Raw genomic sequence first — 24,181 nt, forward strand, 5'->3', positions numbered from 1 at the left:
TCGCGTCAGCACAGCAGGACGTGTTATCGGCGAGACGCCCACGATTATAGCGCGTCGGGGCCAGGACGGCCTCCCCTTCTAATACCGCAAGGGGGAACAAGAGTTCCACAAAGTCGGGATTATTTCTTCGCGGTGGGCAGCTCTGCGGCTTTCCAGGCCGACATGCCGCCGATCACGTTGGTCACGTCCTCGAAGCCCTCACGCTTCAGGAACGAACTGGCGATCGACGCCCGATAACCCGATCCGCACACCACCGACACCGGCTTGTCGCGGGGGACTTCGGAGAAGCGGTCCTGCAGCTCGCCGCCGTGGATGTGCAGGGCGCCGTCGATGTGGCCGCTGTCCCACTCGCTGTCGGTCCGGACGTCGAGCACCGTCCGCTTGGCGCCGCTGGACAGCTCGTGGTGAAGGTCGTGCACCGAAGAGGCGCCGAGCCGCCCCAGCTCGAAGCCTGCGGTCTCCCAAGATCCGATGCCGCCCTCTAAGTAGCCCTCAACGTCGTCAAAGCCGACCCGCACCAGGTGCGTCACGACCTGCGGCATGTCGGATGGGTCGTCGAGCACGATCAGCTTGGGCCGGTCGTACGGCAGCACCCAGCCGGCCCAGGTTGGCAGGTTCTGGCCGAGCGGGATGTTGATCGAGCCCGGGATGTGCGCAGCGGCGAACGCCTCCTTCGGACGCACGTCGATTGTCAGGCACTCGCCGCAGAGCCGCTCGTTCACCTGCTTGGCGGCGAAGCGTTTCTGGCCGGGCAGCTCGGGGCCGAGGATAGCCGGGCCGTCGCGGTTGACCTGCTTCATTCGCTTGAAGTACGGCGGCGAGAGCGGCATGCCTTCCAGGAGGGCGGCGACCCATTTGTCTTCGGGCTTCTCCTCGAGCGAACTGTTGTAGCGGCGCTCGTAGCCGATAGTCGATGAACGCCGCGAGCCGATCGCCTTGCCGCACAGCGAGCCGGCTCCGTGCGCAGGGAACACCTCGGTGATGTCGGGCAGCACGCCGAGTCGGTCGAACACGCTGTTGTAGAGCTGGTGGGCGAGCTCCTTTTTTGCATCCTCGCCCAGCAGGTCGGGCCGGCCGACATCGCCGACGAACAGGAAGTCGCCGGAGAACAGCACCCAGGGAGTATCCTCGCTGCGCGACGTGTCGTACAGCGTGACGCCGATGTGCTCGGCTGTGTGGCCCGGCGTGTGGAGGAAGCCGAGCCGGACGTCGCCGAGCTCGATCGAGTCGCCTTCCTTGACGTGCTGGTCGGCGTACGGCTGGGTCCAGTCGTCGCCGCCGTAGCCGGAGCAGTGGATGGTTGGCTTGTCGTTGAGCCGTGCCTTGAGTTCTCGGGAGCCGCAGACGAAATCGGCGTGAACGTGGGTCTCGACGATGTGGGTGATGTGCAGCCCGTGGTGCTCGGCGTAATCGACATAGCCATCGACGTCGCGGGTGGGGTCGACCACGACCGCCGCGCCGCTTTGCTCGTCGCCCACGATGTACGAGGCAATGGCCAGTCCGGGAACGAATCGTTGTTCGAGTAGCATGTCGTCTTCTCTCTTCGCGTGGGCGGGGCTGCTTGTCTCGTTCTCCGAGGGAAAAAGAGCCGCCGCGGCGCCAACGATTGTACCGGCGCCGCGGCCGACATGATTGTCAGGGCGGTCTCGTCCTGCCGGGCCGAACTACTTGTTGCAAGTGTGGGCGTCAACGTACTGCTTGACGAACGCCTTCAGCTCCGGCTGGTCGCACTCGAAACCGAGCTCCTCGGCCTGCTCGAGCGTTTTCTCGCCGGAGATCCCCCGCTCGACCGCGAGGTGCATCATCGCCAAGGCCCCGGCCCGTTTGCCACTCTTGCAGTGGGCGAGCACCGGCTTGGGAAGCTCCTTGAACGCGCGACGAAACTCATCGACGGTCGCCGAACCGAGCGACCCCATCGACACAGGCAGGTGCAGGTAGGTCATGCCACGAGACTTCACCTCCTCCGCTTCCGCGTCGGGACCAAGCGGCTGGTCGTCCTCACCCGCGGTCCGCAGGTTGATGACGGTCTTGACGCCGTCGTCGGCAAAGCGGTCGAGTTCAGAGGGGCTCGGCTGGGGGCCAACGATGAGTTCGTCGTTTAGTTGCTGGGCGTGGTTCATAGGGCGCCTCCTCGGTAGCTTCGATGCAGGATTTGAATGATTACCCTCGGAAGGGCCACTACCCACATCAGCAATCCACGCGCCAATCGCAAAGCAGCCGGCGTTCACAGCCAGCTTTGCCCGATGAATGGTCGCCGCTGCCCCACGTCGGGCGGTGTGTAACCAGACGCCCGGGCGGCGACCACGTCGGCGGGTGATGGCCCCGAGCGATGCCAGCGGCGCGGCCCGCCGACTTCAAGCAACGCTGCGCCCAGCGAGAGGCGGCCTGGCGCAATCCGGCGAGCGGCATTAGCACCAGCAAGAGACGAGGAGGCCGAGGCCGGTCGGCCCGGCCTCCCCGCTCGTGGCGTCGGAGCGATCGTCCCGATCCCTGAGACGAGTTGCACGCAGGGTTCCCTCCCCCATGCCGCCCGAGACGCGCGTAGGGTTAAGCCACGGAAGCCGAGCCTTCTTCGATCCGGACGAGCTCGTCGACAATGCGCCGTGGGTCGAGCGGCTTCTGGAACCAGCCGGTGCAGCCATCGGCCGAGCCGGGGCCGTAGTCTTCGGCCGAGTTGCCGCTGATGACGAACAGGGTAATCTTTGCCCACTCTTTCCGCTCGCGGATCATCTTCAGCAGCCGGGCGCCGTCGCAGCGGGGCATCTGCATATCGATCAGCATGAACGCCGGCCGCTCGCCGCTCCGCAGCAGCTCGATCGCCTCGAGCCCGTCCCTGGCGGTCTGCACCCCGTAACCGCACATCCGCAGGAAGCCGGCCAGCAGCTCGCGCTCGTTGTCGTTGTCGTCGACCACCAACGCCCGACCCGCAGGCTGGCCGCCCGGCGGGCCGACCGGGCGGGCGACCACGCCGGTCCGGCCGAGCACCCGGTGGCCGCTGAGGTCCTCGATGCGTTGGATCACGGCCTCGAACATCTTGTCGGCGTCGATCGTGTCCGCGGCGCCCGCGGCCGCGCCGCGTCTGTGGTAGACGTGCAGCATCAGACTCAGCTCGTGCAGCGTGTTGCGTAGCTCGTGCCGCAGGTTCTTGGGGAGCCGTATCACATGCGGCGCCGGGCCGTGCGCGCCCTTCGAATGGTCTTCGATCTCGTCCCGCAGCACGCGGACCTCGATCGGCGCGTCGACCCCGATGCTTACTTTCGATCCCCGCACTTCGAGGATCTCCACCGAGATCCCCTGACCGGGGAAGCGGATCTTCTGATTCTTATGACGAGATAAGACGAGCATGCCGTGGCTTTCTTATTTTCCGCGCGACGGCGTTAGACAGCCACCGCAGCGAATCGAGCGACACGTGGGCACGGAAACGATAGTCCTACGTTCCGCCATCCGGGTTCCGGTTGTCAACTGAGGTTTGGCGATTGAGAGAGGGGGTAAACGGCGCCCTCGGGGTGGACGAATCGCCGGACTTAGCGGCGCACCGTTTTGCGATTGGGGGACGCGGTGTTAAGATCTCTGCTGCATTTGGCGCCGATCTGCAGCGGTAGCTCAATCAATTATTCGGGCGATGGCAATTGCCGAGCAAGAGCGAACGCAAACGCGGTTGGCATTGGCGAATCAACGCCTCGAGCACGGCAGGCGGCGTGTGCCGAATCGCTGCGGCTCCGATCAAACCAGCTCGAGGCGACGCTCCGCCTCGGACCGGCCGGCGGAGAAGATCGCAGATAGACGGGGCGGTGGTCGACTCGGCGCCGGAACTGCTCCCACGCGGGTGCTGTCCGCGCGCCGATCCTTGCAGCGACCCGCGAGCGACGTTTAGCTTACTCGATGCGTAGTGCGTCTTTTTGTGATCGTCGCCGTCCCGCGACGCTCGACCAAGACTCCGACCTACTACCGGCCCCGACATGAACGCAGAGCACGCCTCCCGTCCGCCCTACCGAGAAGTCCAGATCCTGCTGGTCGAGGACGACGACGTCGACGCCGAGGCGGTGTGCCGGGCGTTCGAAAAGGTCCGGATCGGCAACAGGATTGTCCGCGCAAAGGACGGCGTTGAGGCGCTCTGCATCCTGCGGGGTGAGCACCAGCTGCAGGTGGGGCGGCCGTGCGTCATCCTGCTAGACCTCAACCTCCCGCGGATGAATGGCATTGAGATGCTCCGCGAGCTCCGCGCCGATCCTGCCCTGTCGGACAGGTTGGTTTTCGTGCTGACGACATCCGACACCGACAGCGACAAGGTCGCCGCCTACCAGGAGCACGTCGCGGGGTACGTGGTGAAGTCGCGGGCGGGGTCCGATTTCGCCGGGTTGACCCAGCTTCTCGACCACTACTGGCGGATCGTTGAATTCCCCCCAGAAAGGCACCTATGACTCAGGGTGAGCGGAACTGCATTGTGGTGATCGACGACGACTCGGTCGATCGCGAGCAGATTGTGCGGCTCGTCGGCCAGAGGTACGCGGTCGTGCAGGCGGGAACCGCCGCCGAGGGCATCGACATCTGCCGAGAGAAGCTCCCGCTGTGTGTGCTGCTGGACTACCGCCTCCCGGACCTCAATGGCCTCGACGCGTTGAATATCCTCGCCGCGTTGGGCCCGCCGGTAGTCATCATGACCGGCCAGGGCGACGAAGAGCTGGCGGCCGAGTCGATCAAGCAGGGCGCGTACGACTACCTCGTCAAGCAGCGGTTGAACGCCGACAGGTTGCACAGTGTGATCGACCACGCGGTTGAGAAGTCGCGGCTGATCCGCCGCCTGGAGGACGCCCGCGGAGACCTGAACGGCGTGTTTGGCGTGGCGTCGAGTCGGTTGCGCGAGCCTCTGGCCGAGATCGAGGGTCAGCTCCACCGCCTGCTGGAGGACGCCGATGAGCCGCTGCCCGCCGCTCATCGAGCGGTGGTGTCTCGGCTCACCGCCGCCGCCGGCGACCTCCGCTTGCTCGTGGATCAACTGCTGGACTTCAACCGCGTGGGCCGCGACGACGAACCCATCGGAGACGCCGATCTTGACCACGTGATGACCGAGGTAGGGGAGCGGTTGCGCGGCGAGTTCCAGTCGGCTGGGGCTACGCCGGCGGTCGGTCGGCTGCCGATCATTCGTGGGTCGGAGAGCGACTACGCTTTCCTGCTAGAGAACCTCCTTACCAACGCCATCCGCTACAGGGCAGAGCACCCGCTTCAGGTCTCGGTCAACGCGGAGTTCTGTCAACGCGAGTGGGTCATCCGAGTAGAAGACAACGGCCTCGGCGTGCCGCCCGACGACGCCGAGCTCGTCTTCGCACCGCATGTCCGGTTGAGCCCGCGGGCGGATATCCCGGGGCACGGGCTGGGGCTGGCCACCTGCCGAAAAATTGTCAGACGCCACGGCGGCAAAATCTGGGTAGAGCCTTCCTCCGCAGGCGGCGCTGCGTTCTGTTTCACCGCGGCGCCCACCCAGGCGCAGCTCAACAACTGGCTGCTAGGCGCTAGCTAGGCAGCGTGTCCTGTGGCCCGTGGACTCTCCCCTTGGCCTCGGATAGCAGCGCGCTCAGCCGGTCGGGGTCTACCGGTTTGACAAGGTGCTCGTCGAAGCCGCTCTCGGTCGCTAGGCGTCGGTCGGACTCCTGCCCGTAGCCCGTCAGCGCGATCAGGTAGACGTCCGCCAACTCTGGCGCCTCGCGGACGCGGCGGGCGACCTCGTGCCCGTCAAGCTCGGGCAGCCCAATGTCGACGATCGCGGCGTCCGGTCGCAGCCGCATGATGGCGTCGAGTCCCGCCCGGCCGTTGTGCTCGACGGTGACCTCGAAACCGGAGCCCTCTAGCAGGTACGCCAGCATCCTGGCCGAGTCGACGTTGTCCTCGATCAGCACAACCCGCTCGATCGTCCTGTCGACGCGGTAGTGCGGCCCCTGCAGGTCGGCCGCGGCGGGCGGGTCGCAGGTGGGGAGCCGGACAGTAAACTCGCTCCCCTTGCCGGGGCCGTCGCTGTGGGCAGAAATCGTGCCGCCGTGCAGCTCGACCAGCGAGCGGACCAGCGTCAGTCCAACCCCGAGTCCGCCCTCGGCCCGGTCGAGGGTTCGATCGGACTGCATAAACATCTCGAAGATGTTGTCGATCTGGTCGGCCGAAATCCCCATGCCGTGGTCGCGGACGCTGATGACAGCCTGCCCGTCCTCGGCCGTGAGGGCGAGCTCCACCTGGCTGCCGCGGGGCGAGTACTTCGACGCGTTCGTCAGCAGATTAAGCACGACCTGCAGGATGCGTGTGTCGCTGCCCGTCCCCCAGATTGGGGCCTCGGGCAGCTTGGTGTTGAGCGTCTGTTCGCGTCGCTCGAACTGCGAGAGGGCGCCCTCGACCGCGTGATTGACCGCCGTGAGCATGTTGAAGGGCTGATGGCTGATCTGGATCTTGCCGTGGCTCACGCGGGTGACGTCCAGCAGGTCGTCGAGCAGAGCGGCCATTTGGGCTGACTGTCGCTGGATCACCTCGGCAGGGTAGCGGCGCTCTGGATCGTCGCCCGACGCCGACAGCAGGTGGGTCGCGTTGAGGATGGTCGCCAGCGGGTTGCGCAGCTCGTGCGACAGCATCGCCAGGAACCGGTCACGCTGTTTAACCGACTCCTTGAGAGCCTCGGAGGTCTTCTGGAGCTTGGTGATGTCGACCAGCGTGAGCAACGCCCCGTCAATCCCAGCGGCGTCGATCCCGCCGCTGGCGGCACGGTACGGGAGGATCCGCATCAGGAAGCACGTGTCGTCGGCTCCCAGCACCTCCTCCTCGTAGGCCTGCCCGGTGCGGATGACTTGGCCGATCTTGCGGGTCAGGTTGTCGCACTCGATGGAGTGCGTGAAGCTGTCGATCCGCCGCCCGATGTCCTGGGGCAGCACGTTGAAGCTGTCAGCCACGCGGGGCGTGAACTTCCGGATACGCAGCTCGGCGTCCAGGAAGATCGTGTGCACCTCGGTGCTTTGGAGCAGGTTGTCCATGTCCCGGGTGAGTTCCGAGAGCTGGCTGATCTTGTTCTGGTGTTCGGCGTTGACGGAGTAGAGCTCCTCGTTGACCGAGTGGAGCTCCTCGTTGGTGCTCTGCAGCTCTTCATTCGAGGCGACCAGCTCTTCGTTGGCGGCCTGCAGCTCCTCGTTGCTGGTCTCGAGCTGTTCGATCGTCGCCTGCAGGTTCTCCTTGGTGTACCTCAGCTCGGTCTCGAGGGCGTCCACCTGCTCGGCCGTGATCGATGCGAGATCGGTCGTGGCCCGCGGCGAGGCCGCCGCCTGGCTTTCGGCCTGCGGCGCCACCTGGATCAGCAGCAGGCGACACTTCTGGCGGGCGTCGACAATGGGCCGGACCGTCAGGTCAGAGCGGCGTTGCTCGCCGTTCTCGTCGGTGAAGAGCAGCCCTTGATACTCGACCGTCTGCTCTTCGTGGAGCGCGCGGCGCACCGCAGAAGACACCGGAGACCGCAGCCCCGTCCTCAGCCGATCGAGCACCTGGGCCGAGAACCTGCCCTGCTCGTCCTTCAGCAGGCTGCCGGCGTCGCCAAAGGTGTAGACCAGATCGCCCGACTCAGAAACCAGCAGCGAGGGCGGCATCACGGTCGACAGCAATTCGTCGTAGGTGCTGATCGGCAGGCCGTTGGGGTCGCTCCGGGTAGGACGCGGTGGCGAGGTTAGTCGGTCCGATTGCCTCTCCCTGGGCGGGGGGCCTAGCTGGAGGCGCGCCTCGGGCGTCAGCTGGAGGTTGTGGCGTTTCTTGAACAGCTTCCAGTTGGCGTTGATGGGATCGAATTCGTCGTTGGCGTTTCCGGGGCTCTCGCTCGGCCCCAAGAAGAGGCAGCCGCCCGCCCGCAGGCCAAAATGAAACAGGGACAATACTCGCTTCTGGGCCTGGGGCTGCAGGTAGATCAGCAGGTTGCGGCAGGTGATCAGGTCGAGCTTGGTGAACGGCGCGTCCTTAATTAGGTTGTGCGGCGCAAAGACGATGCTCTGCCGGATCCGCGGCTTGATCTGGTAGCCCCCGCTCACCTTGTGGAAGTACTGATGGAGTCGTTCCGGGAGGGCATCTTCCAGGCTCCGGTCGGAGTAGAGCCCCTGCGAGGCGACATCGAGTGAGGTCTTGTGGATGTCGGTCGCGAACAGCTTGACCTCATTCGCCTTGCCGCTCCTGACGACCGCCTCGTCGAACAGGATGGCGATCGAGTAGGCCTCCTCGCCGGTCGCGCAACCGGCCACCCAGACCCGCAGGTCCTGCCCCGGTTGGGCGTCCTCGATCAGCGGTTCGATCACGTCGGCCACCAAACGGTCGTAGGCCTCGCCGTCGCGGAAGAACCGGGTGACGCCGATCAGCAGGTCACGGTACAGGGCGTCGAGCTCTTCTCGATCGGTCGCGAGCAGGTCGGCGTACTCGTCGATGTGCCGCACCTTGTTGAACGTCATCCGCCGTTCTGTCCGCCGCACAACGGTGTTGATCTTGTACTCATTGAAGTCCACGCCGTACCCGGAGCGGATCAGTTGAAAAACGCGTTTCAGACCCGCCGCGCCGAGGCCTTGGCTGTCGAGCAGGTCGGTCAACGCGGTGGAGTGTTGGTTCTGCTGCATCCGCGTGAGCGCCTGGGGCATGTCCTCGGGCGCGAGGAACAGGTCGATGACGCCCGACTCGCGGGCGGCCCGGGGCATGCCGTCGAACTTGGCGGTCTCCTCATCCTGGACCAGGGCCAGACCGCCCGCCTCGTGGATATCAACGATCCCGCGGGACCCGTCCGAGCCGGTCCCAGACAAGATCACCCCCACTGCTCGCGGGCCGCAGTCTTGCGCGAGCGAGCGGAAGAAGTGATCGATCGGCAGCGTCAGCGTCGCGTCTGGGTCCTTGTTGACGAGCAGCAGCCTGCCGTCGGCGATCGCCATCTCCTTCCTGGGCGGCATCAGGTAGATGTGGTTGGCCTCGACACGCATGCCGTCTTCGACTTGGTGGATCGGCATCGGGGTCCACCGCGACAGCAGCTCGTCCATCAAGCTTTTGAAGTCGGGCGAGAGGTGCTGCACCAAGACGAACGCCATGCCGGTGTCCGGCGGGGTGCGGTCGATGAACCGCTCAATCGCCTCGAGGCCGCCGGCCGACGCGCCAATGCCGACGATCAACGAGGGGGGGGCGGTCTGTTCCTGATCGCTGGGCATCAAGGACTCGGGGGGCAGGGGGATCCAGGCCCTGAGAATATAACCGCTAAGCGGCACGCCCTGATGCTAGCAGAGTCCGCGTCTCATCTCTATCCGTGCGTCGCCCCCGAGGCAAATCGTTAGCGGCCTAATCGTTTGGGCGGCGGTCGAAGGATCGCCTGTGCAGGATTGTGGTTTCCCACTTCCGGCGGTCTGGTAGACTGGCGTTGCCCGATAAGTGAACGACACGGGGGCCGTGGGCAGCGAGGATACGCGTGCCAGAAAAAATACCCCGGAGGCGGGGGCAGGCCGCCCCCGGGGCGACGCGGTTGTAATCAACCGCGTGGCTGTTCGGCTGGCGTACTCCGCGGGCAAACGACAGTATCCGGCCCGCGGCAATTCGCTCCCGTAGTGTCTGGTATCGTCCGTGAAGGTCCAGAGAGCTTGTAGGGGATTCCCTGGCTTTTTCTAGCTAGCAAGGGGCGGCGCATGGAAGTCGATTCGAGGCCTTGCCGGGTTTTTGTCGTGGAGGACCACCCGCTGGTGCGGCTGGGGCTGGAGCAATCAATCTCCAAGCATTCGGACCTTGAGCTCGTTGGCGACGCCGACAACGCCGCCGAGGCGTGGCGGGGCATCTCCGAACGGGAGCCCAACGCCGTGATTGTCGACCTGACACTGTCCGGGGGCGACGGGCTCGCTCTGGTGCAACGGATCGCCACCCACCGGCCGGCGATTGGGATTGTGGTCTCGTCGATGCACGACCAGGGGGTCTACGAGAGCCGCGCCCTGCGCGCCGGCGCCCACGCCTACGTCACCAAGGACCGCCCCATCGAGGAGCTGCTCGAGCGGGTCGTTGCGGCCGCGCTGCAGGCCGTCGAGGGCCGCCGCGAGGCGGTCGCCGAGTGCGGGGGCGAGTCCGCAGACCCCGACACCGCCGAGTTCACCAACCGCGAGCTCGAGGTGTTCCGCCTGATCGGCGTAGGGCTGACTACGAAGCAGATCGCCGCGCGGCTGCAGCGGAGCGTCAAGACGGTCGAGTCGTTCAAGGGCCGGCTCAAGCAGAAGCTGCGGCTCGCCTCGGGCGACGAGCTCACCCGCGAGGCCGTGCAGTGGGCGTTGCTCAAGAAGGTGGTGTAGCCGCGGCTGAGGCTGCGTCGAGCTCGGCGACCGCGCTGCGGAGGTTCTCGATAGCGTGGCCGATCTGGTCGGCTACCTGCTCGCTCAACTCGGCCTGCCCGGTGTTCTCCGCCACGGTCATCTTGCGGTAGGCGGCGAAACCGAGCGTCAACCCGTGCAGCTCGTTGCGGATCCGGTGCAGGGTTTGGCTGTGGGCGTGCTGTGCGTCGGGCAGTCGCAGAGGCTTTTTGTCAGGCTCCATCACGTGACCTCGCCGGGTCGGCCCATGAAAAAACCCCACGCAAGCGTTGAACGCAGGGTGGGGTCTTGGAGAGGCGCCGCCCGGATTCGAACCGGGGATGTCGGATTTGCAATCCGATGCCTTAGCCACTTGGCTACGGCGCCATTGGGTTGCGTCGGGTTCGCTGGTGAGCCGCTCCCGACGGGCGTACTAGTCTGATCGACCGTCACAACCGGTAAACTTAACCAAAAACTACGCAATGTCGGCGGTCTGGTCAAGGCGTGTTCGCCGCCGTGTCGGACGGCGGCCTGCAGCAGGACAACTATCGGCCGGCCGCGGGTTCGCTCGACAAAAAAAGCGGCCGACAACCCGGGAGGGTTGTCGGCCGCTTGGTCTTCACATGACAGGCCTGGGGAGGCCTGTCCGCCAGCGCGATTACTCGGCCGGGGTTTCGGCGTCGGCTTCCGGCTCGCTCATCTCGGCGCCGCCCGGATCGACCGCGGGGGTCTCGACCTCGGGGGCAGCGTCATCGGTGGCGGGAGCAGGGCCGCAGCCGGTGTTCAGGCCCATGATGGCCAGCAGCATGGTCGCGAGTGCGAAACGCTTCATCTCGTATCTCCTTGTTACATCAGAAGGATGCGGGTCGGGCGGGAGCCCTTTCGCTAGTTTCTTTTTTCTGCGCGGCAAGACCTGGCGGTCTCCGGCAGCCCCGTCGTGGGTCATCTACTCGTCGTGGGTCTTCTACTAGTTCGCCGGAACGGCTGAAATCTTGCCCCGCCTAGACAGGATCCCGCAAAGCCGGCTCGTGCATGGTAGCACCGCCGCAAGGCGTCCGCCAACCGGGGGAGTTCTCCAAATCTTAATTATCTTGCCCGGCAGCCTTTCCCTAATCCGCAGAGGACGCACCGCGGGGGCCGCTGGAGCTGCTTGCCCGGGTCATGACGCCATAGTTACCGCGTCGCCCGGGCCGATGTTCAGGGGTGTTGTCCGACCAGTATCGAAACGGAGCCATGCCCATGCGTACGACCCTGTGCAGCCTCGCCCTGCTGCTTGCAGCCGCGACTTCCCCGGTGGCCGCTCAGGGCCCCGCCGCCAGCGGCGAACGCGACCCCAAGGCTGGCCAGGAGGGGTGGTACTACGATTCGGGCGAGATGAAGCTCGACCCGCAGCAGGTCCACATGCAGAAGGCGGCCCAGCGCGGCGCCCAGCGGTCGGCTCGGATCGCGGCGATGAATTGGTACGGGATGAACAACTCCCGGCCAACCGCGTCGGCCACGCCGTTCACCGGCATGTACAGCCCGGCTTGGCAGGCCCCAGGCGGCCGCCCGTTCTCTTGGCGGCCACGCACCTACACGTCCAACGTGTACATCGTGCGCTAGTCAGCGGCGCCGGAACGCCGCTCGTCTACACCGCGCCGTAGGCGAGCATCGCGTCGGCCACCTTGACGAAGCCGGCGATGTTGGCGCCGCGGACGTAGTTGACCGGGCCGCCGCCGTCGTTCGCGTAATGGACGCACTTGTCGTGGATGTCGGACATGATGTCCTGCAGCCGCTTGTCGACCTCCTCGCGGCCCCACGAGATGCGTAGCGCGTTCTGGCTCTGCTCCAGGCCCGACACCGCCACGCCGCCGGCGTTGGCGGCCTTGCTCGGCGCGTAGAGGATGCCGGCCTTCATGAACGCGTGGGCGCCCTCAATGACGGTCGGCATGTTGGCGCCCTCGGCCACCGCGCGGACGCCGTTCTTGAGCAGCGTCTGCGCGTCTTCGAGGCTGATCTCGTTCTGGGTGGCACTGGGGAACGCGGCGTCGGCCTCGACGCCCCACGGGTTGGCGTCCGGGTAGAAGCTGGCGTGGGGGAAACGCTCGGTGTACTCGGCGATGCGGCCGCGGCGAACCTCCTTAAGGTCCTTCACCCACGCGAGCTTGTCGGCGTCGATGCCGTCGGGGTCGTAGATGAAGCCGCTCGAGTCGCTGAGCGTCACGGCCTTGGCGCCGAGGTGGTTGAGCTTCTCGACCGTGTAGATCGCGACGTTGCCCGAGCCGGACACGATGCACCGCTTGCCCGCGAGCGAGTCGCCCACGTGGCGGAACATGTTCTCGCAGAAGTACACGCAGCCGTAGCCGGTCGCCTCGGTGCGGACCTGGCTGCCGCCGAACGACAGGCCCTTGCCGGTCAGGATGCCGGCGTAGCGATTGGCGAGCCGCTTGTACTGGCCGAACAGGTAGCTGATCTCCCGGCCGCTGACGCCGATGTCGCCGGCGGGGACGTCCGTGTCTTCGCCGATGTGGCGCTGCAGCTCGGTCATCATCGACTGGCAGAAACGCATCACCTCGCTGTCGGACTTGCCCTTGGGGTTGAAGTTGGCCCCGCCCTTGGCGCCCCCCATCGGCAGCCCGGTCAGGCTGTTCTTGAAGGTCTGCTCGAAGCCCAAGAACTTCAGCACGCTGAGCGTCACGTCCGGGTGGAACCGCAGGCCGCCCTTGTAGGGTCCGATTGAGTTGTTGAACTGCACCCGCCAGGCGCGGTTGGCGCGGATCTGGCCGGAGTCGTCCTGCCAGGTGACGCGGAAGATCACGATCCGGTCCGGCTCGGTCATTCGCTCGAGGATCTGTGCGTCGCGGTACTTCTGGTGGTCCATGACGAACGGCATGACCGTCTCGACGAACTCCTGGACCGCCTGGTGGAACTCCACCTCGCCTGGGTTGCGGCGTTCCAGGCCGTGCATGAACGACTGCACTTCGTCCTGGCAGGAGTCCGGCACGATCGTGACCGGCACGGGGGTGACGTCGGTAGACGTGGTGAGCATGTCGCGGACCGTGAGTAGGTTGGTTTAGGCCATCTACGGAGCTGGCTATTTAAACGAATAGGCCACGCCGGGGCGCCGCTCAGAGCGAGCGGTGGAGATAGTGGAAACCCGATCGCCAACCGCGGGAGGACGCGCACCACTGAGACGCAGCAGCCCCGGATGTTCGGCGGCACCCCCTCTCAGGGAGTTGCTGCCCTGCTGGTGATTCACCGCGCCCTGGGAGGGCGTGCCAGCCGGGGAGCGGCGCCGGCGCTACGCCTGCTTGGTGCGAATCACCAGCAGCCGCTCTTCGGTCATGTCGGCCATCGCGTAGCGGATGCCCTCGCGGCCCAGGCCGCTGTCCTTCACGCCGCCGTACGGCATGTTGTCGACCCGCCAGGAGGGGACGTCGCCGATCACGACGCCGCCGACCTCGAGCTCGTCCCACGCCTGCTGGATCTTGTACCAGTCGCGGGTGAAGATGCCCGCCTGCAGGCCGAATCGGCTGTTGTTGACCTGGCGCAGGGCGGCGCTGTAGTCGTCGAAACGGCTCAGCACGGCGACCGGGCCGAACGCCTCCTCGGCGCACAGGTCTTGGTCCTGGGGCACGTCCTCGAGCAGGGTTGCTTCGAGCATGGCGCCGTCGCGACCGCCACCGCACAGCAGCTTGCCGCCGGCCTCGATTGCGGCTTTGATCCAGCCGTCGAGCCGCTTGGCCTCGCCCTCGCTGATCATCGGGCCGATGAACGTGTTCTCGTCTTTGGGGTCGCCGGCGACGAGCTGCTTGGTCGCGGCGACGAGTTTTTCTTTCACCTGATCGTAGATCGAGGCGTGGATCATGATCCGCTGCACGCCGATGCAGCTCTGGCCCGACTGGTAGAACGCTCCGATGACGAGCCGCGCGACGGCGTCCTCGACGTCAGCGTCGGCGTCGACGATGCAGGCGGCGTTGCCGCCGAGCTCCAGCACGACCGGCTTCTTGCCGGCGCGGCTCTTGAGCTCCCAGCCGACGTTGGGCGAGCCGGTGAACGACAGGAACTTGAGCCGCTCGTCGGTGGTGAACAGGTCGGCGCCGTCGCGGTGGCAGGGCAGGATGCTGAACGCGCCGGCCGGCAGGTCGGTCTCGGCCAGGATCTCGCCGATCAGCAGCGCGCCGATCGGCGTGCGGCTGGCGGGCTTGAGCACAAACGGGCAGCCCACCGCCAGCGCCGGCGCGACCTTGTGCGCCGCCAGGTTGAGCGGGAAGTTAAAAGGCGAGATGAACGAGCACGGCCCGATCGGCACCCGCTGGACAAAGCCGCGGTAGCCCTTGGCCCGGGCACTGATCTCGAGGTTCGGGATGTCGCCGTCGATGCGGACGCACTCCTCCGCGGCGATGCGGAAGGTGTCGATCAGGCGGGTGACCTCGCCGCGGGCGTCCTTGATCGGCTTGCCGGCCTCGATGCAGAGCGACACCGCCAGCTCCTCGAACCGCTCGCGGAAGCGCTCGACGCAGTGGTACAGCACGACCTGCCGCTCGTACGGGGGCATCTTGCGCATCGCCTCGGCCGCCCGTTCGGCGGCCGCGATCGCGCGGTCGATATCCTCGGCCGACGCCATCGCGACACGGGTCGCCACTTTGCCGGTGTACTTGTCGGTCACCTCGAGGTCCGCGTTGGGGCTCTCGGGCTGATTCGCGAGGTAGAACGGGTACGTGTCAGCAAGCATGATCTTCCACCGGTTGTCGCTTAGCAGGTTACTCTTCGCGTTGGCTGGCCCGCGGCGGTCCTAGGGTGGATTGCCGTCGCCGGGGCCGCGTGTCGGTCGACCCCGTGGTCAGACCGCCGCCAGCTCCTTGATCTCTTTGTTCAGCACTACGTCATTAACCGAGTAATCCACCGGCACGTCAATCAAATCGACGCCCGGCTGGTCGCCGGCCGACTGCAGGATCGGACCGAGCTGGTCGATCGAGTCGACGCGGTGGCCACGGGCGCCGTGGCACTCGGCGAACTTCACCCAGTCGGGGTTCGAGAAGTCCAGGCCGAAGTCGGCAAAGCCCATGTCGGCCTGTTTCCACTTGATCATGCCGTAGGCGCTGTCATTAAGAATGACAATGGTCAGATTCATTTTTAGGCGGACAGCCGTCTCGAGTTCTTGGGCGTTCATCATGAAGCCGCCGTCGCCGCAGATCGCCATCACCTTGCGGTCGGGGTGCACCAGGTGCGCCGCCATGGCGGACGGTAAACCGGCCCCCATGCTGGCGAGCGCGTTGTCCAGCAGCACCGTGTTCGGTTGCCGCGCCTTGTAGTTCCGGGCGAACCAGATCTTGTACACGCCGTTGTCGAGGGCCAGCATGCCGTCGTCCGGCATAACGCTCTGCACCTCGTGCACGAGCCGGATCGGCGACACGGGAAACCGGTCGTCGGTCAAGTAGGGCGCGATGTGCCGCTGCTCGGCGTCGCGTGCATTAAAGAACGGGGTGAAGTCCCAGTCGTCCCGCGGGCGGACCTCGTTGCCCATCCGCCAGACACTGTGCGCGATGTCGCCCACGACCTCGACCTGCGGGAAGTACACCGGGTCGACCTCGGCCGACGTGAAGTTGACGTGGACCACCCGTACGCCGCCGGGGGTCATGAAGAACGGCGGCTTCTCGACCACGTTGTGGCCGATGTTGACGATCAGGTCCGCGGCGTCGATCGCCTGGTGCAGGAAGTCGCCGGACGACAGTGCGGCGTTGCCCAGGCAGAGCGGGTCGGTCTCGTCGCCGACGCCTTTGCCCATCTGTGTGGCGAAGAACGGGATGCCGGTCTGCTGAACGAAGCGGCGGATCGCGCGGCAGGTCAGCTTGCGGTTGGCGGCGGCGCCGATCAGAATCAGCGGACGCTCGGCCTCCTCGATCAGCTCGATTGCCTGCTGGATCGACTTCTCCTCGGCCACCGGCCGACGCGCGGCGCTGGCCGGCATCACCGGCTCGCTGGTGGTCTCACGGGCGATGTCCTCGGGCAGCTCGAGGTGGACCGCGCCGGGGCGTTCCTCCTCGGCCAAGCGGAATGCCTCGCGGACGCGCGACGGGATGTTGTCGCCGCTGACGATCTGCTTGGTGTACTTGGTGATCGGCCGCATCATGTCGACCGTGTCGATGATCTGGAAGTGGCCCTGCTTGCTGCTCTTGATCGGCTTCTGGCCGGTGATCATCAGCATCGGCATCGCGCCGAGCTGGGCGTAGGCCGCGGCGGTGACAAAGTTCGTGGCGCCCGGACCGAGCGTCGACAGGCAGACGCCCGCCTTGCCGGTGAGGCGGCCGTAAGTCGCGGCCATGAAGCCGGCCGCCTGCTCGTGCCGGGTGATGATCAGCCGGATCGAGCTCCGGGACAGGGAGTCGAGCAGGTCGAGGTTCTCCTCGCCCGGGATGCCGAAGATGTACTCCACACCCTCGGCCTCGAGCGCGCGAACAAACAGGTCGGAAGCTTTCATAATTGCCTCGTAGGGGCTGCCCGCTGGGTCCGCCAATGGGGTGGGGCCAACGGGGTGGGTTTGTAACTGTACGACGACCACCGCCGAAACCGGCGGTGCGACCCGCTCCGCCGCGGTCGTTTTCGGCAACTACTCCGCGGAAGCCCGGTGCGGCGGCCGCGGCGGGCCGCCACGAGTACGGCTGTGCGGGTTGCGCAGCTGGCCGGGAGTTGCTAGTCGACGATGGCCTCGGTCTTGCCTGTTGCGAATCGGATGCCGATCCGGTCCCCCGGTTTCAGCCGGGACGCGTCGCGGACTACCTGGCCACGCCCGTCCTGGGTGATGCTGTAACCACGGGCAAGCACCGCCAGCGGACTGAGCGACTGCAGCCGCCCCGCCGCCGCCCTCAGCAGGCCCCGGTAGTGCTCGAGCTTGCGGTGGATCGAGCGATTCGCGGCCAGCTGAAGCTCGTCGAGTCGGGCCGCGTGGTCTTGGATGAGTGAGTAGGGCCTGGCCAGCGGGCGACGCTGCGCGAGGCCGTCCACGCGTTCACTGCGCACCTGAACTGCTCTGCGGGCGGCGCCGTGCAGCCGCGTGGAGAGCGTGCGGACACGCGAGGTGAACTCGTCGCCCGACGGCACGACGCGTTCGGCCGCCTCGCTGGGGGTCAGCGCCCGCACGTCGGCCGCCAGGTCGCAGAGGGTGACGTCGATCTCGTGTCCAACCGCCGACACGGTGGGGATCTGCGACGCGGCCACCGCGCGGATCACGGCGGCCTCGTTGAAGCACCACAGGTCCTCGATGCTGCCGCCGCCGCGACCGACCACCAGCACGTCGAGCGGCGGCCTAATCTGATTGGCGAGCCGCACCGCCGCGGCGATCTCCTCGGCGGCGCCCTCGCCCTGCACGCGGGTCGGGATCACCAGGATTTGCGAGCCGCTCCAGCGCCGCCGAGCGACCTCCAAGAAGTCGCGGATCGCGGCGCCGGTCGGGCTGGTCACAAAACCAACCCGCCGGGGGAATGACGGCAGCGGCCGCTTGCGGTCGGCGTCGAACAACCCCTCGGCGGCCAGCTTCTCCTTCAGCTGCCGCAGCGCCAGCTCGAGCGAGCCGACCCCCTTGGGCTGCGCCTGATCGATCACGATCTGGTAGCTGCCCCGCGGCGCGTACAAGTCGAGCCGGCCGTGGCACAAGATCTCCAGACCGTCGGTCAGGTCGAACCGCATCCGCGACGCGGAACCCTTCCAGATCACCGCGCGGATCTGTGCGTGCTGGTCCTTGAGCGTGAAGTAGCAGTGCCCGGAGGCGGGCCGTGCGAAATTCGAGACCTCGCCGGTCACCCACACTGAGGGAAACGACTCTTCGACGAGGCCTTTGATCTGGGCGGTCAGCTCCGCGACGCTCAGCGCGGGTTGGTTGGCAAGGGGATCGGGCATGCCGCTATTGTGGCGTTCTGCGCCGAACGGGAAAGGGGAAAGCGGGCGTTCCGATTGCATTTGACCAGGCGTTGTGCAAGAGTCGGGCTACACGAGGTCGTCGATGCAGGCACACGAGCACGAGGAGTGGATATGTCGCTGCTGATCAAGGGTGGGCGGGTTGTCACCGACACCGAGGACTACACCGCGGACATCCTGTGCGAAGGCGAAACGATTACTGCGATCGGTTCGCAACTAGACTCGCCGGCCCACGCCACCGTGATCGACGCCGGCGGCAAGCTCGTGATGCCGGGCTTCATCGATCCGCACGTGCACATCTACCTGCCGTTCATGGGGACCTACGCCAAGGACGACTGGGACTCGGCCGGCCGGGCAGCGATTGTCGGAGGCACGACCTCGCTGATCGAGATGATCTGCCCCGCCGCCAACGAGGACCCATGGGAGGCCTACCAGCTGTGGCGCGGCAAGGCAGAAAGCCTCGCGCCGTGCGACTTCACCTTCCACATGGGCGTGACCCGCTTCGATGACGGAGCCGCCGACAAGTTCCGCCGGATCGTCGCCGACGGGGTCGCCAGCTTCAAGGTGTTCCTGGCGTACAAGGGCGCGCTCGGGGTCAGCGACGAGGAGCTGTTCAAGACGCTCGAACTCGCGGCCGAGCTGGGCGTGATCGTCACCGCCCACTGCGAGAACGAGACCCTCGTCGCCGAGCTGCAGCAGCGGCTCCTGGCAGCCGGCAAGACCGGTCCCGAGTTCCACGAGCCGTCACGGCCCGTACGGGTCGAGGCCTCCGGCGTGCAGCACCTGACCACGTTCGCCGAGCTGACCGGCGCGAGCGTCTACGCGGTGCACACCAGCAACCGCGCCGCGGTCGAGGCCGCTCTCGCCGCCCGCGGGCGGGGCGTCAAGATCTGGGTCGAGACCGTCATCCCCTACCTTACCCTCGACGAGAGCTACGCCCAGCGGCCCGACTTCGAGGGCGCAAAGTACGTGATGTCGCCGCCGATCCGCACGAAAGCGGAGCAGGAGTACCTGTGGCAGGCGCTGGCGGCCGGCGATGTCTCGACCGTCGCGACCGACCACGCGCCGTTCGATTTCCAAGGCCAGAAGGAGATGGGCCGCGGCGACTTCACCAAGATCCCCAACGGCATCCCCAGCGTCGAGGAACGCGTCAAGCTGCTCTACACACACGGCGTCGTGCCGGGAAGGATCACGCTCAACCGGTTCGTCGACGCCGCCAGCACCCAGGCCGCCAAGCTGTTCGGCCTGTACCCGCAGAAGGGCGCCATCAAGGTAGGCTCTGACGCCGACCTGGTGGTTTGGGACCCCGAGCACCGCGGCACAATCTCCGCCGAGACCCACCTCATGCAGACCGACTACAGCGGTTTCGAGGGGTGGCAGGTGCAGGGCAGGGCTGAGGTGGTCACCGTCCGCGGCAAGGTCATGGCCCAGAGCGGCAAGTTCGTCGGCGAGCCGGGCCACGGGCGGTTCCTCGCCCGTAAGCCGACCCACTAGAACGCGGCGCCTCAGTGTTGCGGCGCCTCAGTGACCAAGTGGCGCGGGGTCCAAGTGGCGCGGGGCCCAAACGACACCTATCGCACTAGCCGATCCGCCGCCGCATCAGCGATGCAGCGGGCAGCAGCCAGCCGACGAGCACCGCACCGGCAGGCGCCGGTACGCCGACTATTGACTGCGAACCAGGCGAGGACGCCGGCGTGGTTTGGTTGTCACGCCAGATCGTGTAGTCGGCGGCGTCCACGACGTTGTCTCCGTTGGCGTCGGCGGCGAGCTGCGTGGTCGACCCGTAGTTCATTTTCCAGGCTTGGTAGTCGTCCGCGTCGACCAGTTGGTCGTCGTTGAAGTCGCCGGGCAGGTCGGCCGCGGGGTCGACCCAGCTGCGGAACCCAAAGTCATAGGTATTGTCGAGCGTCCAGGCGGCGGTATGGATGCGCTCCCCAGCGGCCCCGTTAGCGTAGCCAGGGTTGCCGCGGTCCCACACAATTGTGTTGGTCTGGCTGAAGTCTTGATCGCTGCTCAGCACGATTGCCAGCCGGTCGCCGGGCGTCACAGTGATTCGGCCCGCGGAAACGTCAATCGCTGTGACTGCGGTGAGTCCGTTGGCCGCCCGCTGCGGCAGCGACGTCTTGGGGATCACGGTTTGGAACAGCGGCGGCTCGTCGGAGGGCACGTTTTGGTGCAGTCGGCGAATGTCTAGCAAGAGATCGCCCACGGGCGTGCCCACCTTGCCCACCCCCACGTCGACGCGGGTCAGCAGCCCCGCGGCGCCGACTGTGAAGGTTTGGCCGATCTCGTACATTCGGTGCGTGACTGAGCCCCCCAAGCTCTGCGAAAGTTGGTGCTGCTGATCGACTATCGGCGCCGCTGCAGCGCTCAACCCCGCCAGCACTGGGGCCGCAGCTAGCAGCAGCACGAACAAGCGGGGAGGACACGCATTCCAGGGGAGTCTGCACATCGACGGGTCTGCAGGATAAGGGGCGCCTAAATGCCGCCGGACGTTGGCCGGGCTGGCGTACGGCGCAATCGTAGCGCGTCCCCTACGCTGCGGCTAGCGGCAATTTGGCTATCTTTACCGCCCGCTGAGCATCTCTTGCCGGTAACGCTTGATCACATCGGCCCGCAGCAGCAGGCCGACCAGGCGGCGGTTGTCGTCCTTGCCGACCTCGACCGGGAGGGTCTCGACGTCGCGGGCGCCGAAGTCGCGCATCGCCTCGATCAGGTTCTGCGCCGGGTGCAGGGCGAGCGTGGTCTTCAGCGCGATGTCCTCGGCGTTGACCAGCATCGGCGAGATGTCGCTGTCGAGCACGCGGTGCAGGTCCTCGGCGCGGATGATCCCGGTCAGCTTGCCGTTTTCGTTCATCACCGGCAGGCTCTCGATCTCTGGGTTCTGGCGGGCGATGCGGATGATCTCCAGCGCGTTGTCCTCCGGGTGCAGCGTCGGGAAGTGCCGGACCATCACGTCGCGAACCATGATGTGGTCGAGGTTGTGCAGGTCGTGCCCACGCGCGATCCGTTCGCCGCGGCGGCTGAGCTTCTTGTAGTAGATGCTCTCGGGGTCGATCACGGTCGCGACCAGGCTCGCCAGGCCGGCGGCCGCCATGATCGGCAAGATGACCTCGTAGCGGTTGGTCATCTCGTACACGATCAGGATTGCCGACAGCACGCCGTGCGTGGTGCCGGCCACCACCGCGCCCATGCCGACGATAGCGAACATGCCCGGGGCGTGGCTCGACTCGGGGAGCAGCATGTTCATCAGCAGACCGAAGCAGGCGCCGAGGGTCGCCCCCAGGTACAGCGACGGCGCGAACACTCCGCCCGACCCGCCGCCCGCGAGGGTGAGGCTGGTGAGCAGCGGCTTAAGCAGCGCCAGCGGGAGCAGCCACCAGAACTCGGCCAGCAGCCGATCGGGCTCAATCGCGACCGCCTTGGTGTCCTCGCCGTCGCGGCGCCGCTGGTACTCCTTGCCCCCTGCGACCACCAGGTCGACCAGGTCGTGCGGCTCGGTGTTCTTTGCTTTGCCGGCTACCTCGAGGTGCAGCGCGTGATCGACCACGCCGTAGCCGACGCCCATCACCGCCGGCAGGGGGCGGCCGCCCGCTTCCTTTTTCTGGACCATTTCGTCCGAGACCGACGGCGGCCAGGCCGGGTAGAACAGACCGAACACCCCAATCACCAGTCCAAACACCACCGCCCGTTGCGGCCACTTGGGCAGCCACTGGTTGGCGACGTCCTCGGTCTTGTAGACGAGTTTTGTGAAGCCGACCGCCGCGAGCCCGGCGATCAGGCCGAGCAGCAGGTAGGCCGGGAGCTGCGACCAGGCGCCGGCGAAGTCGTACCCCTCGAGCTGGCCGAAGGCGGCCTCGAAGCGGTGCTCGCCGAAGTGCTGCTGCACAATATCGGCCACGACGCTCGCCAGCACGATCGGCGTCAGCGACTCGACCGCGAAGCTGCCGAGGATGATCTCGCTGGCGAAGATGACGCCCGCTAATGGGGCGTTGAACGTCGCGCTGATGCCCGCCGCGGCGCCGGCGGCGACCAGCACCTTCACATTGCGGGCGGAGAGCTTGAACATCTGGCCGGCCGAGCTGCCCAGGGCGCTGCCGATCTGCACGATGGGCCCTTCGCGGCCGGCCGAGGCGCCGGTCCCAATCGTCACGCCGGACGCCAGGATCTTGACGAACGCCACGAGCGGGCGGATGCGGCCGTCGTTTCTGGCGACCGCGGTGATCACCTCGGGGACGCCGTGCCCCTGGGCCTCCGGGGCGAAGGTGCGGGTGAACCAGGTCACAAACAGCAGGCCTATTGCTGGGCTGACCAGCAGGGCGACCCCCCACCACCAGCCCTGGCCGAGGTGCTCGTTGGCCCCGCCGTAGGTGTAGTGGGTGATGGTGTCGATGATCCAGGTGAACGCCACGGCGCCGAAACCCGCGAGCAGCCCGGTTAGCCCCGCCAGGATGATGGTGAGCGTCCCCCCGGGGATGACGCCGCGGCGAGCGACCGAATCGACCGCCTCGCGCAGCACGTTTCTGACATCGCTGCTGTCGGTCGTGGTGGGCGGGGAGGGCATGCTCGGGCCGGGGGTGGGGCGGCGGCGCCAGAGGCAGGCCGGTCCCTGTGGGGCCCTGCACTGACCGTTGCCGGCGAATCCTTCAGCGTAGGCGCCAGGGCCGCAAGGTTCTAGGGTGACTACTCCCCCCGGGGGCGGGTTGCGCCGCGGCGAGGAAATCGCACGTCTTTTGAGCCCGGGCCCCTTAGCGGGCGGGCGAGGTGAGCGGTAGAATAACGTCCTTTTCAGCCGCCCCGCAGCAGCCCACAGGGCCGCCCGAATGGGTTGCCGGCGACCCCCACAGCCCCGCATCGCTTCGACCGCCATGGATGAGAGAGTCTTCAACTTTTCGGCCGGCCCGGCCGTTCTGCCCGTCCCCGTCCTCGAGCAGATCCGCGACGAGATGCTCTGCCTGCCGGGCGCGGGCGCCTCGATTATGGAGATCAGCCACCGCGGCGGGCCGTTCACCGAGATCATCCACTCTGCCGAGGCCAACCTCCGCAAGCTGCTCGATATCTCGGACGACTACGCCGTCCTGTTCCTGCAGGGCGGCAGCCGTTTGCAGTTCTCGATGGTCCCCATCAACCTGCTGGGCGAGGGACAGTCGGCCGACTACATCCTGACCGGCTCGTGGGGCAAGAAGGCGATGGAGGAGGCCCAGAAGGAAGGGCAGACCCGCGTCGCGTACACCGCCAAGGGGTCGGGCTTCGACCACGTCCCCGAGCAGGGCGACCTCGACCTCGACCCGCAGGCGGCCTACTGCCACTACACCTGCAACGAGACCATCGAGGGCGTGCAGTTCAACGGCGAACCCGACACGGGCGGCGTGCCGCTCGTCTGCGACGCCTCGAGCGACTTCCTGCACCGCAAGCTCGACATCAGCCGCTACGGCATGGTCTACGCCTGCGCCCAGAAGAACGCCGGCCCCTCGGGCGTGACGATCGTCATCATGCGGAAGGACCTGGCCGAGCGCTCCGACGCCAACCTCCCCTCGTACCTGAGCTACGCGAACCACATCAAGGAGGAGTCGCTCGGCAACACGCCGCCGACCTTCGCGATCTACGTGGTCGACCTGGTCACCAAGTGGCTGCTGAACGACATCGGCGGCCTGGACAAGATGTTCGAGCAGAACAAGACCAAGGCGCTCAAGCTGTACGACGTGATCGACGCCCACAGCGACCTCTACAAGGGCCACGCCCAGCCGAGCAGCCGCAGCGTGATGAACGTCACTTTTAACCTGCCGTCGGACGAGCTGACCAGCAAGTTCCTCGGCGAGGCCAAGAAGCACAAGCTCGAAGCGCTGAAGGGCCACCGCTCGGTCGGCGGCATCCGCGCCTCGATCTACAACGCGATGCCGGTTGAAGGCGTCGACGCGTTGGCGTCGTTCATGAAGGAATTCGCCAAGAACGCTTAGGGGCATCTTCCGCTGCCAACCCGATAA

The 24,181-nt window shown here is 66.5% G+C and carries 18 protein-coding genes and 1 tRNA gene; 6 read left to right on the forward strand and 13 right to left on the reverse strand.

The window, feature by feature from the left end:
* Positions 1-119: 119 nt before the first annotated feature.
* The 3 genes from Pla123a_RS08345 to Pla123a_RS08355 form a co-directional block, all read right to left on the reverse strand.
* On the reverse strand, positions 120-1,529 hold the full coding sequence (locus Pla123a_RS08345) for an MBL fold metallo-hydrolase (protein WP_146585783.1): 1,410 nt from the start codon (positions 1,527-1,529) through the stop codon (positions 120-122).
* A gap of 135 nt (positions 1,530-1,664) precedes the next feature.
* On the reverse strand, positions 1,665-2,120 hold the full coding sequence (locus Pla123a_RS08350) for a beta-lactamase hydrolase domain-containing protein (protein WP_146585785.1): 456 nt from the start codon (positions 2,118-2,120) through the stop codon (positions 1,665-1,667).
* 427 nt (positions 2,121-2,547) lie between these two features.
* Complete coding sequence (locus tag Pla123a_RS08355) at positions 2,548-3,345, reverse strand: response regulator (protein ID WP_146585786.1); 798 nt, start codon at positions 3,343-3,345, stop codon at positions 2,548-2,550.
* 614 nt (positions 3,346-3,959) lie between these two features.
* On the opposite strand from Pla123a_RS08355, the gene Pla123a_RS08360 reads away from it, so the two are divergent.
* Both Pla123a_RS08360 and Pla123a_RS08365 read left to right on the forward strand, forming a co-directional pair.
* Entirely contained in the window at positions 3,960-4,421 is a 462-nt protein-coding gene (locus tag Pla123a_RS08360; RefSeq protein ID WP_146585788.1) for a response regulator, read from the forward strand.
* A complete protein-coding gene (locus Pla123a_RS08365; RefSeq protein ID WP_146585790.1) occupies positions 4,418-5,518 on the forward strand; it encodes a sensor histidine kinase in 1,101 nt (366 codons plus the stop codon). Before Pla123a_RS08360 ends, Pla123a_RS08365 begins: the two co-directional genes overlap by 4 nt.
* Here Pla123a_RS08365 and Pla123a_RS08370 read toward each other — a convergent pair.
* Positions 5,511-9,191 carry a chemotaxis protein CheB gene (locus Pla123a_RS08370; protein WP_146585792.1) on the reverse strand — a complete coding sequence of 1,227 codons (3,681 nt, stop codon included), beginning with the start codon at positions 9,189-9,191 and terminating at the stop codon, positions 5,511-5,513. The two genes, Pla123a_RS08365 and Pla123a_RS08370, sit on opposite strands and share 8 nt — an antisense overlap.
* A 468-nt stretch (positions 9,192-9,659) precedes the next feature.
* Between Pla123a_RS08370 and Pla123a_RS08375 the strand changes: the two genes are divergently transcribed.
* Entirely contained in the window at positions 9,660-10,307 is a 648-nt protein-coding gene (locus Pla123a_RS08375) for a response regulator transcription factor (protein ID WP_146585794.1), read from the forward strand.
* Here Pla123a_RS08375 and Pla123a_RS08380 read toward each other — a convergent pair.
* The 3 genes from Pla123a_RS08380 to Pla123a_RS24520 all read right to left on the reverse strand — a co-directional run bounded on the left by Pla123a_RS08380 (position 10,291) and on the right by Pla123a_RS24520 (position 11,136).
* Entirely contained in the window at positions 10,291-10,548 is a 258-nt protein-coding gene (locus Pla123a_RS08380) for a hypothetical protein (protein ID WP_146585796.1), read from the reverse strand. The two genes, Pla123a_RS08375 and Pla123a_RS08380, sit on opposite strands and share 17 nt — an antisense overlap.
* Before the next feature lie 71 nt (positions 10,549-10,619).
* Positions 10,620-10,691 (reverse strand) — tRNA-Cys (locus tag Pla123a_RS08385).
* A gap of 271 nt (positions 10,692-10,962) precedes the next feature.
* Entirely contained in the window at positions 10,963-11,136 is a 174-nt protein-coding gene (locus Pla123a_RS24520) for a hypothetical protein (RefSeq protein WP_197527791.1), read from the reverse strand.
* A 407-nt stretch (positions 11,137-11,543) separates the two neighbouring features.
* On the opposite strand from Pla123a_RS24520, the gene Pla123a_RS08390 reads away from it, so the two are divergent.
* On the forward strand, positions 11,544-11,906 hold the full coding sequence (locus Pla123a_RS08390) for a hypothetical protein (protein WP_146585799.1): 363 nt from the start codon (positions 11,544-11,546) through the stop codon (positions 11,904-11,906).
* Between the two features lie 25 nt (positions 11,907-11,931).
* On the opposite strand, the gene gdhA is transcribed toward Pla123a_RS08390, so the two are convergent.
* The 4 genes from gdhA to xseA form a co-directional block, all read right to left on the reverse strand.
* Complete coding sequence (gene gdhA, locus Pla123a_RS08395; RefSeq protein ID WP_146585801.1) at positions 11,932-13,332, reverse strand: NADP-specific glutamate dehydrogenase; 1,401 nt, start codon at positions 13,330-13,332, stop codon at positions 11,932-11,934.
* A 252-nt stretch (positions 13,333-13,584) separates the two neighbouring features.
* Positions 13,585-15,018 carry an aldehyde dehydrogenase family protein gene (locus Pla123a_RS08400; protein WP_146585803.1) on the reverse strand — a complete coding sequence of 478 codons (1,434 nt, stop codon included), beginning with the start codon at positions 15,016-15,018 and terminating at the stop codon, positions 13,585-13,587.
* Positions 15,019-15,126: 108 nt separating this feature from the next.
* Positions 15,127-16,764: an acetolactate synthase large subunit gene (locus tag Pla123a_RS08405; protein WP_146585805.1), complete on the reverse strand. Its 1,638-nt coding sequence runs from the start codon at positions 16,762-16,764 to the stop codon at positions 15,127-15,129.
* Positions 16,765-16,976: 212 nt separating this feature from the next.
* A complete protein-coding gene (gene xseA, locus Pla123a_RS08410) occupies positions 16,977-18,179 on the reverse strand; it encodes an exodeoxyribonuclease VII large subunit (protein ID WP_146585807.1) in 1,203 nt (400 codons plus the stop codon).
* A gap of 132 nt (positions 18,180-18,311) precedes the next feature.
* Here xseA and hydA point away from each other — a divergent pair, with 132 nt between their 5' ends.
* Positions 18,312-19,691, forward strand: coding sequence for a dihydropyrimidinase (gene hydA / locus Pla123a_RS08415; protein WP_146585809.1), 1,380 nt, complete (start codon positions 18,312-18,314; stop codon positions 19,689-19,691).
* A gap of 85 nt (positions 19,692-19,776) precedes the next feature.
* Here hydA and Pla123a_RS08420 read toward each other — a convergent pair whose 3' ends face one another.
* Positions 19,777-20,493, reverse strand: coding sequence for a dockerin type I domain-containing protein (locus Pla123a_RS08420; protein WP_146585811.1), 717 nt, complete (start codon positions 20,491-20,493; stop codon positions 19,777-19,779).
* A gap of 270 nt (positions 20,494-20,763) precedes the next feature.
* Complete coding sequence (locus tag Pla123a_RS08425; RefSeq protein WP_197527792.1) at positions 20,764-22,761, reverse strand: chloride channel protein; 1,998 nt, start codon at positions 22,759-22,761, stop codon at positions 20,764-20,766.
* 304 nt (positions 22,762-23,065) lie between these two features.
* Here Pla123a_RS08425 and serC point away from each other — a divergent pair, with 304 nt between their 5' ends.
* Entirely contained in the window at positions 23,066-24,154 is a 1,089-nt protein-coding gene (gene serC / locus Pla123a_RS08430) for a 3-phosphoserine/phosphohydroxythreonine transaminase (protein ID WP_146585815.1), read from the forward strand.
* The last annotated feature ends 27 nt before the right edge of the window (positions 24,155-24,181 follow it).

The sequence above is a fragment of the Posidoniimonas polymericola genome (assembly GCF_007859935.1).
In the GTDB taxonomy this organism is placed as follows: Bacteria; Planctomycetota; Planctomycetia; order Pirellulales; family Lacipirellulaceae; genus Posidoniimonas; species Posidoniimonas polymericola.

What these genes read in the sequence shown, in the direction of transcription:
- hydA (WP_146585809.1), top strand. Translation starts at nt 18,312, where the DNA reads ATGTCGCTGCTGATCAAGGGTGGGCGGGTTGTCACCGACACCGAGGAC.
- Pla123a_RS08370 (WP_146585792.1), bottom strand. Translation starts at nt 9,191, where the DNA reads ATGCCCAGCGATCAGGAACAGACCGCCCCCCCCTCGTTGATCGTCGGC.
- Pla123a_RS08420 (WP_146585811.1), bottom strand. Translation starts at nt 20,493, where the DNA reads ATGTACGAGATCGGCCAAACCTTCACAGTCGGCGCCGCGGGGCTGCTG.
- Pla123a_RS08345 (WP_146585783.1), bottom strand. Translation starts at nt 1,529, where the DNA reads ATGCTACTCGAACAACGATTCGTTCCCGGACTGGCCATTGCCTCGTAC.
- Pla123a_RS08360 (WP_146585788.1), top strand. Translation starts at nt 3,960, where the DNA reads ATGAACGCAGAGCACGCCTCCCGTCCGCCCTACCGAGAAGTCCAGATC.
- gdhA (WP_146585801.1), bottom strand. Translation starts at nt 13,332, where the DNA reads ATGCTCACCACGTCTACCGACGTCACCCCCGTGCCGGTCACGATCGTG.
- Pla123a_RS08375 (WP_146585794.1), top strand. Translation starts at nt 9,660, where the DNA reads ATGGAAGTCGATTCGAGGCCTTGCCGGGTTTTTGTCGTGGAGGACCAC.
- Pla123a_RS08390 (WP_146585799.1), top strand. Translation starts at nt 11,544, where the DNA reads ATGCGTACGACCCTGTGCAGCCTCGCCCTGCTGCTTGCAGCCGCGACT.
- Pla123a_RS08365 (WP_146585790.1), top strand. Translation starts at nt 4,418, where the DNA reads ATGACTCAGGGTGAGCGGAACTGCATTGTGGTGATCGACGACGACTCG.
- Pla123a_RS08380 (WP_146585796.1), bottom strand. Translation starts at nt 10,548, where the DNA reads ATGGAGCCTGACAAAAAGCCTCTGCGACTGCCCGACGCACAGCACGCC.
- Pla123a_RS08405 (WP_146585805.1), bottom strand. Translation starts at nt 16,764, where the DNA reads ATGAAAGCTTCCGACCTGTTTGTTCGCGCGCTCGAGGCCGAGGGTGTG.
- Pla123a_RS24520 (WP_197527791.1), bottom strand. Translation starts at nt 11,136, where the DNA reads ATGAAGCGTTTCGCACTCGCGACCATGCTGCTGGCCATCATGGGCCTG.
- xseA (WP_146585807.1), bottom strand. Translation starts at nt 18,179, where the DNA reads ATGCCCGATCCCCTTGCCAACCAACCCGCGCTGAGCGTCGCGGAGCTG.
- Pla123a_RS08355 (WP_146585786.1), bottom strand. Translation starts at nt 3,345, where the DNA reads ATGCTCGTCTTATCTCGTCATAAGAATCAGAAGATCCGCTTCCCCGGT.
- Pla123a_RS08425 (WP_197527792.1), bottom strand. Translation starts at nt 22,761, where the DNA reads ATGCCCTCCCCGCCCACCACGACCGACAGCAGCGATGTCAGAAACGTG.
- Pla123a_RS08400 (WP_146585803.1), bottom strand. Translation starts at nt 15,018, where the DNA reads ATGCTTGCTGACACGTACCCGTTCTACCTCGCGAATCAGCCCGAGAGC.
- serC (WP_146585815.1), top strand. Translation starts at nt 23,066, where the DNA reads ATGGATGAGAGAGTCTTCAACTTTTCGGCCGGCCCGGCCGTTCTGCCC.
- Pla123a_RS08350 (WP_146585785.1), bottom strand. Translation starts at nt 2,120, where the DNA reads ATGAACCACGCCCAGCAACTAAACGACGAACTCATCGTTGGCCCCCAG.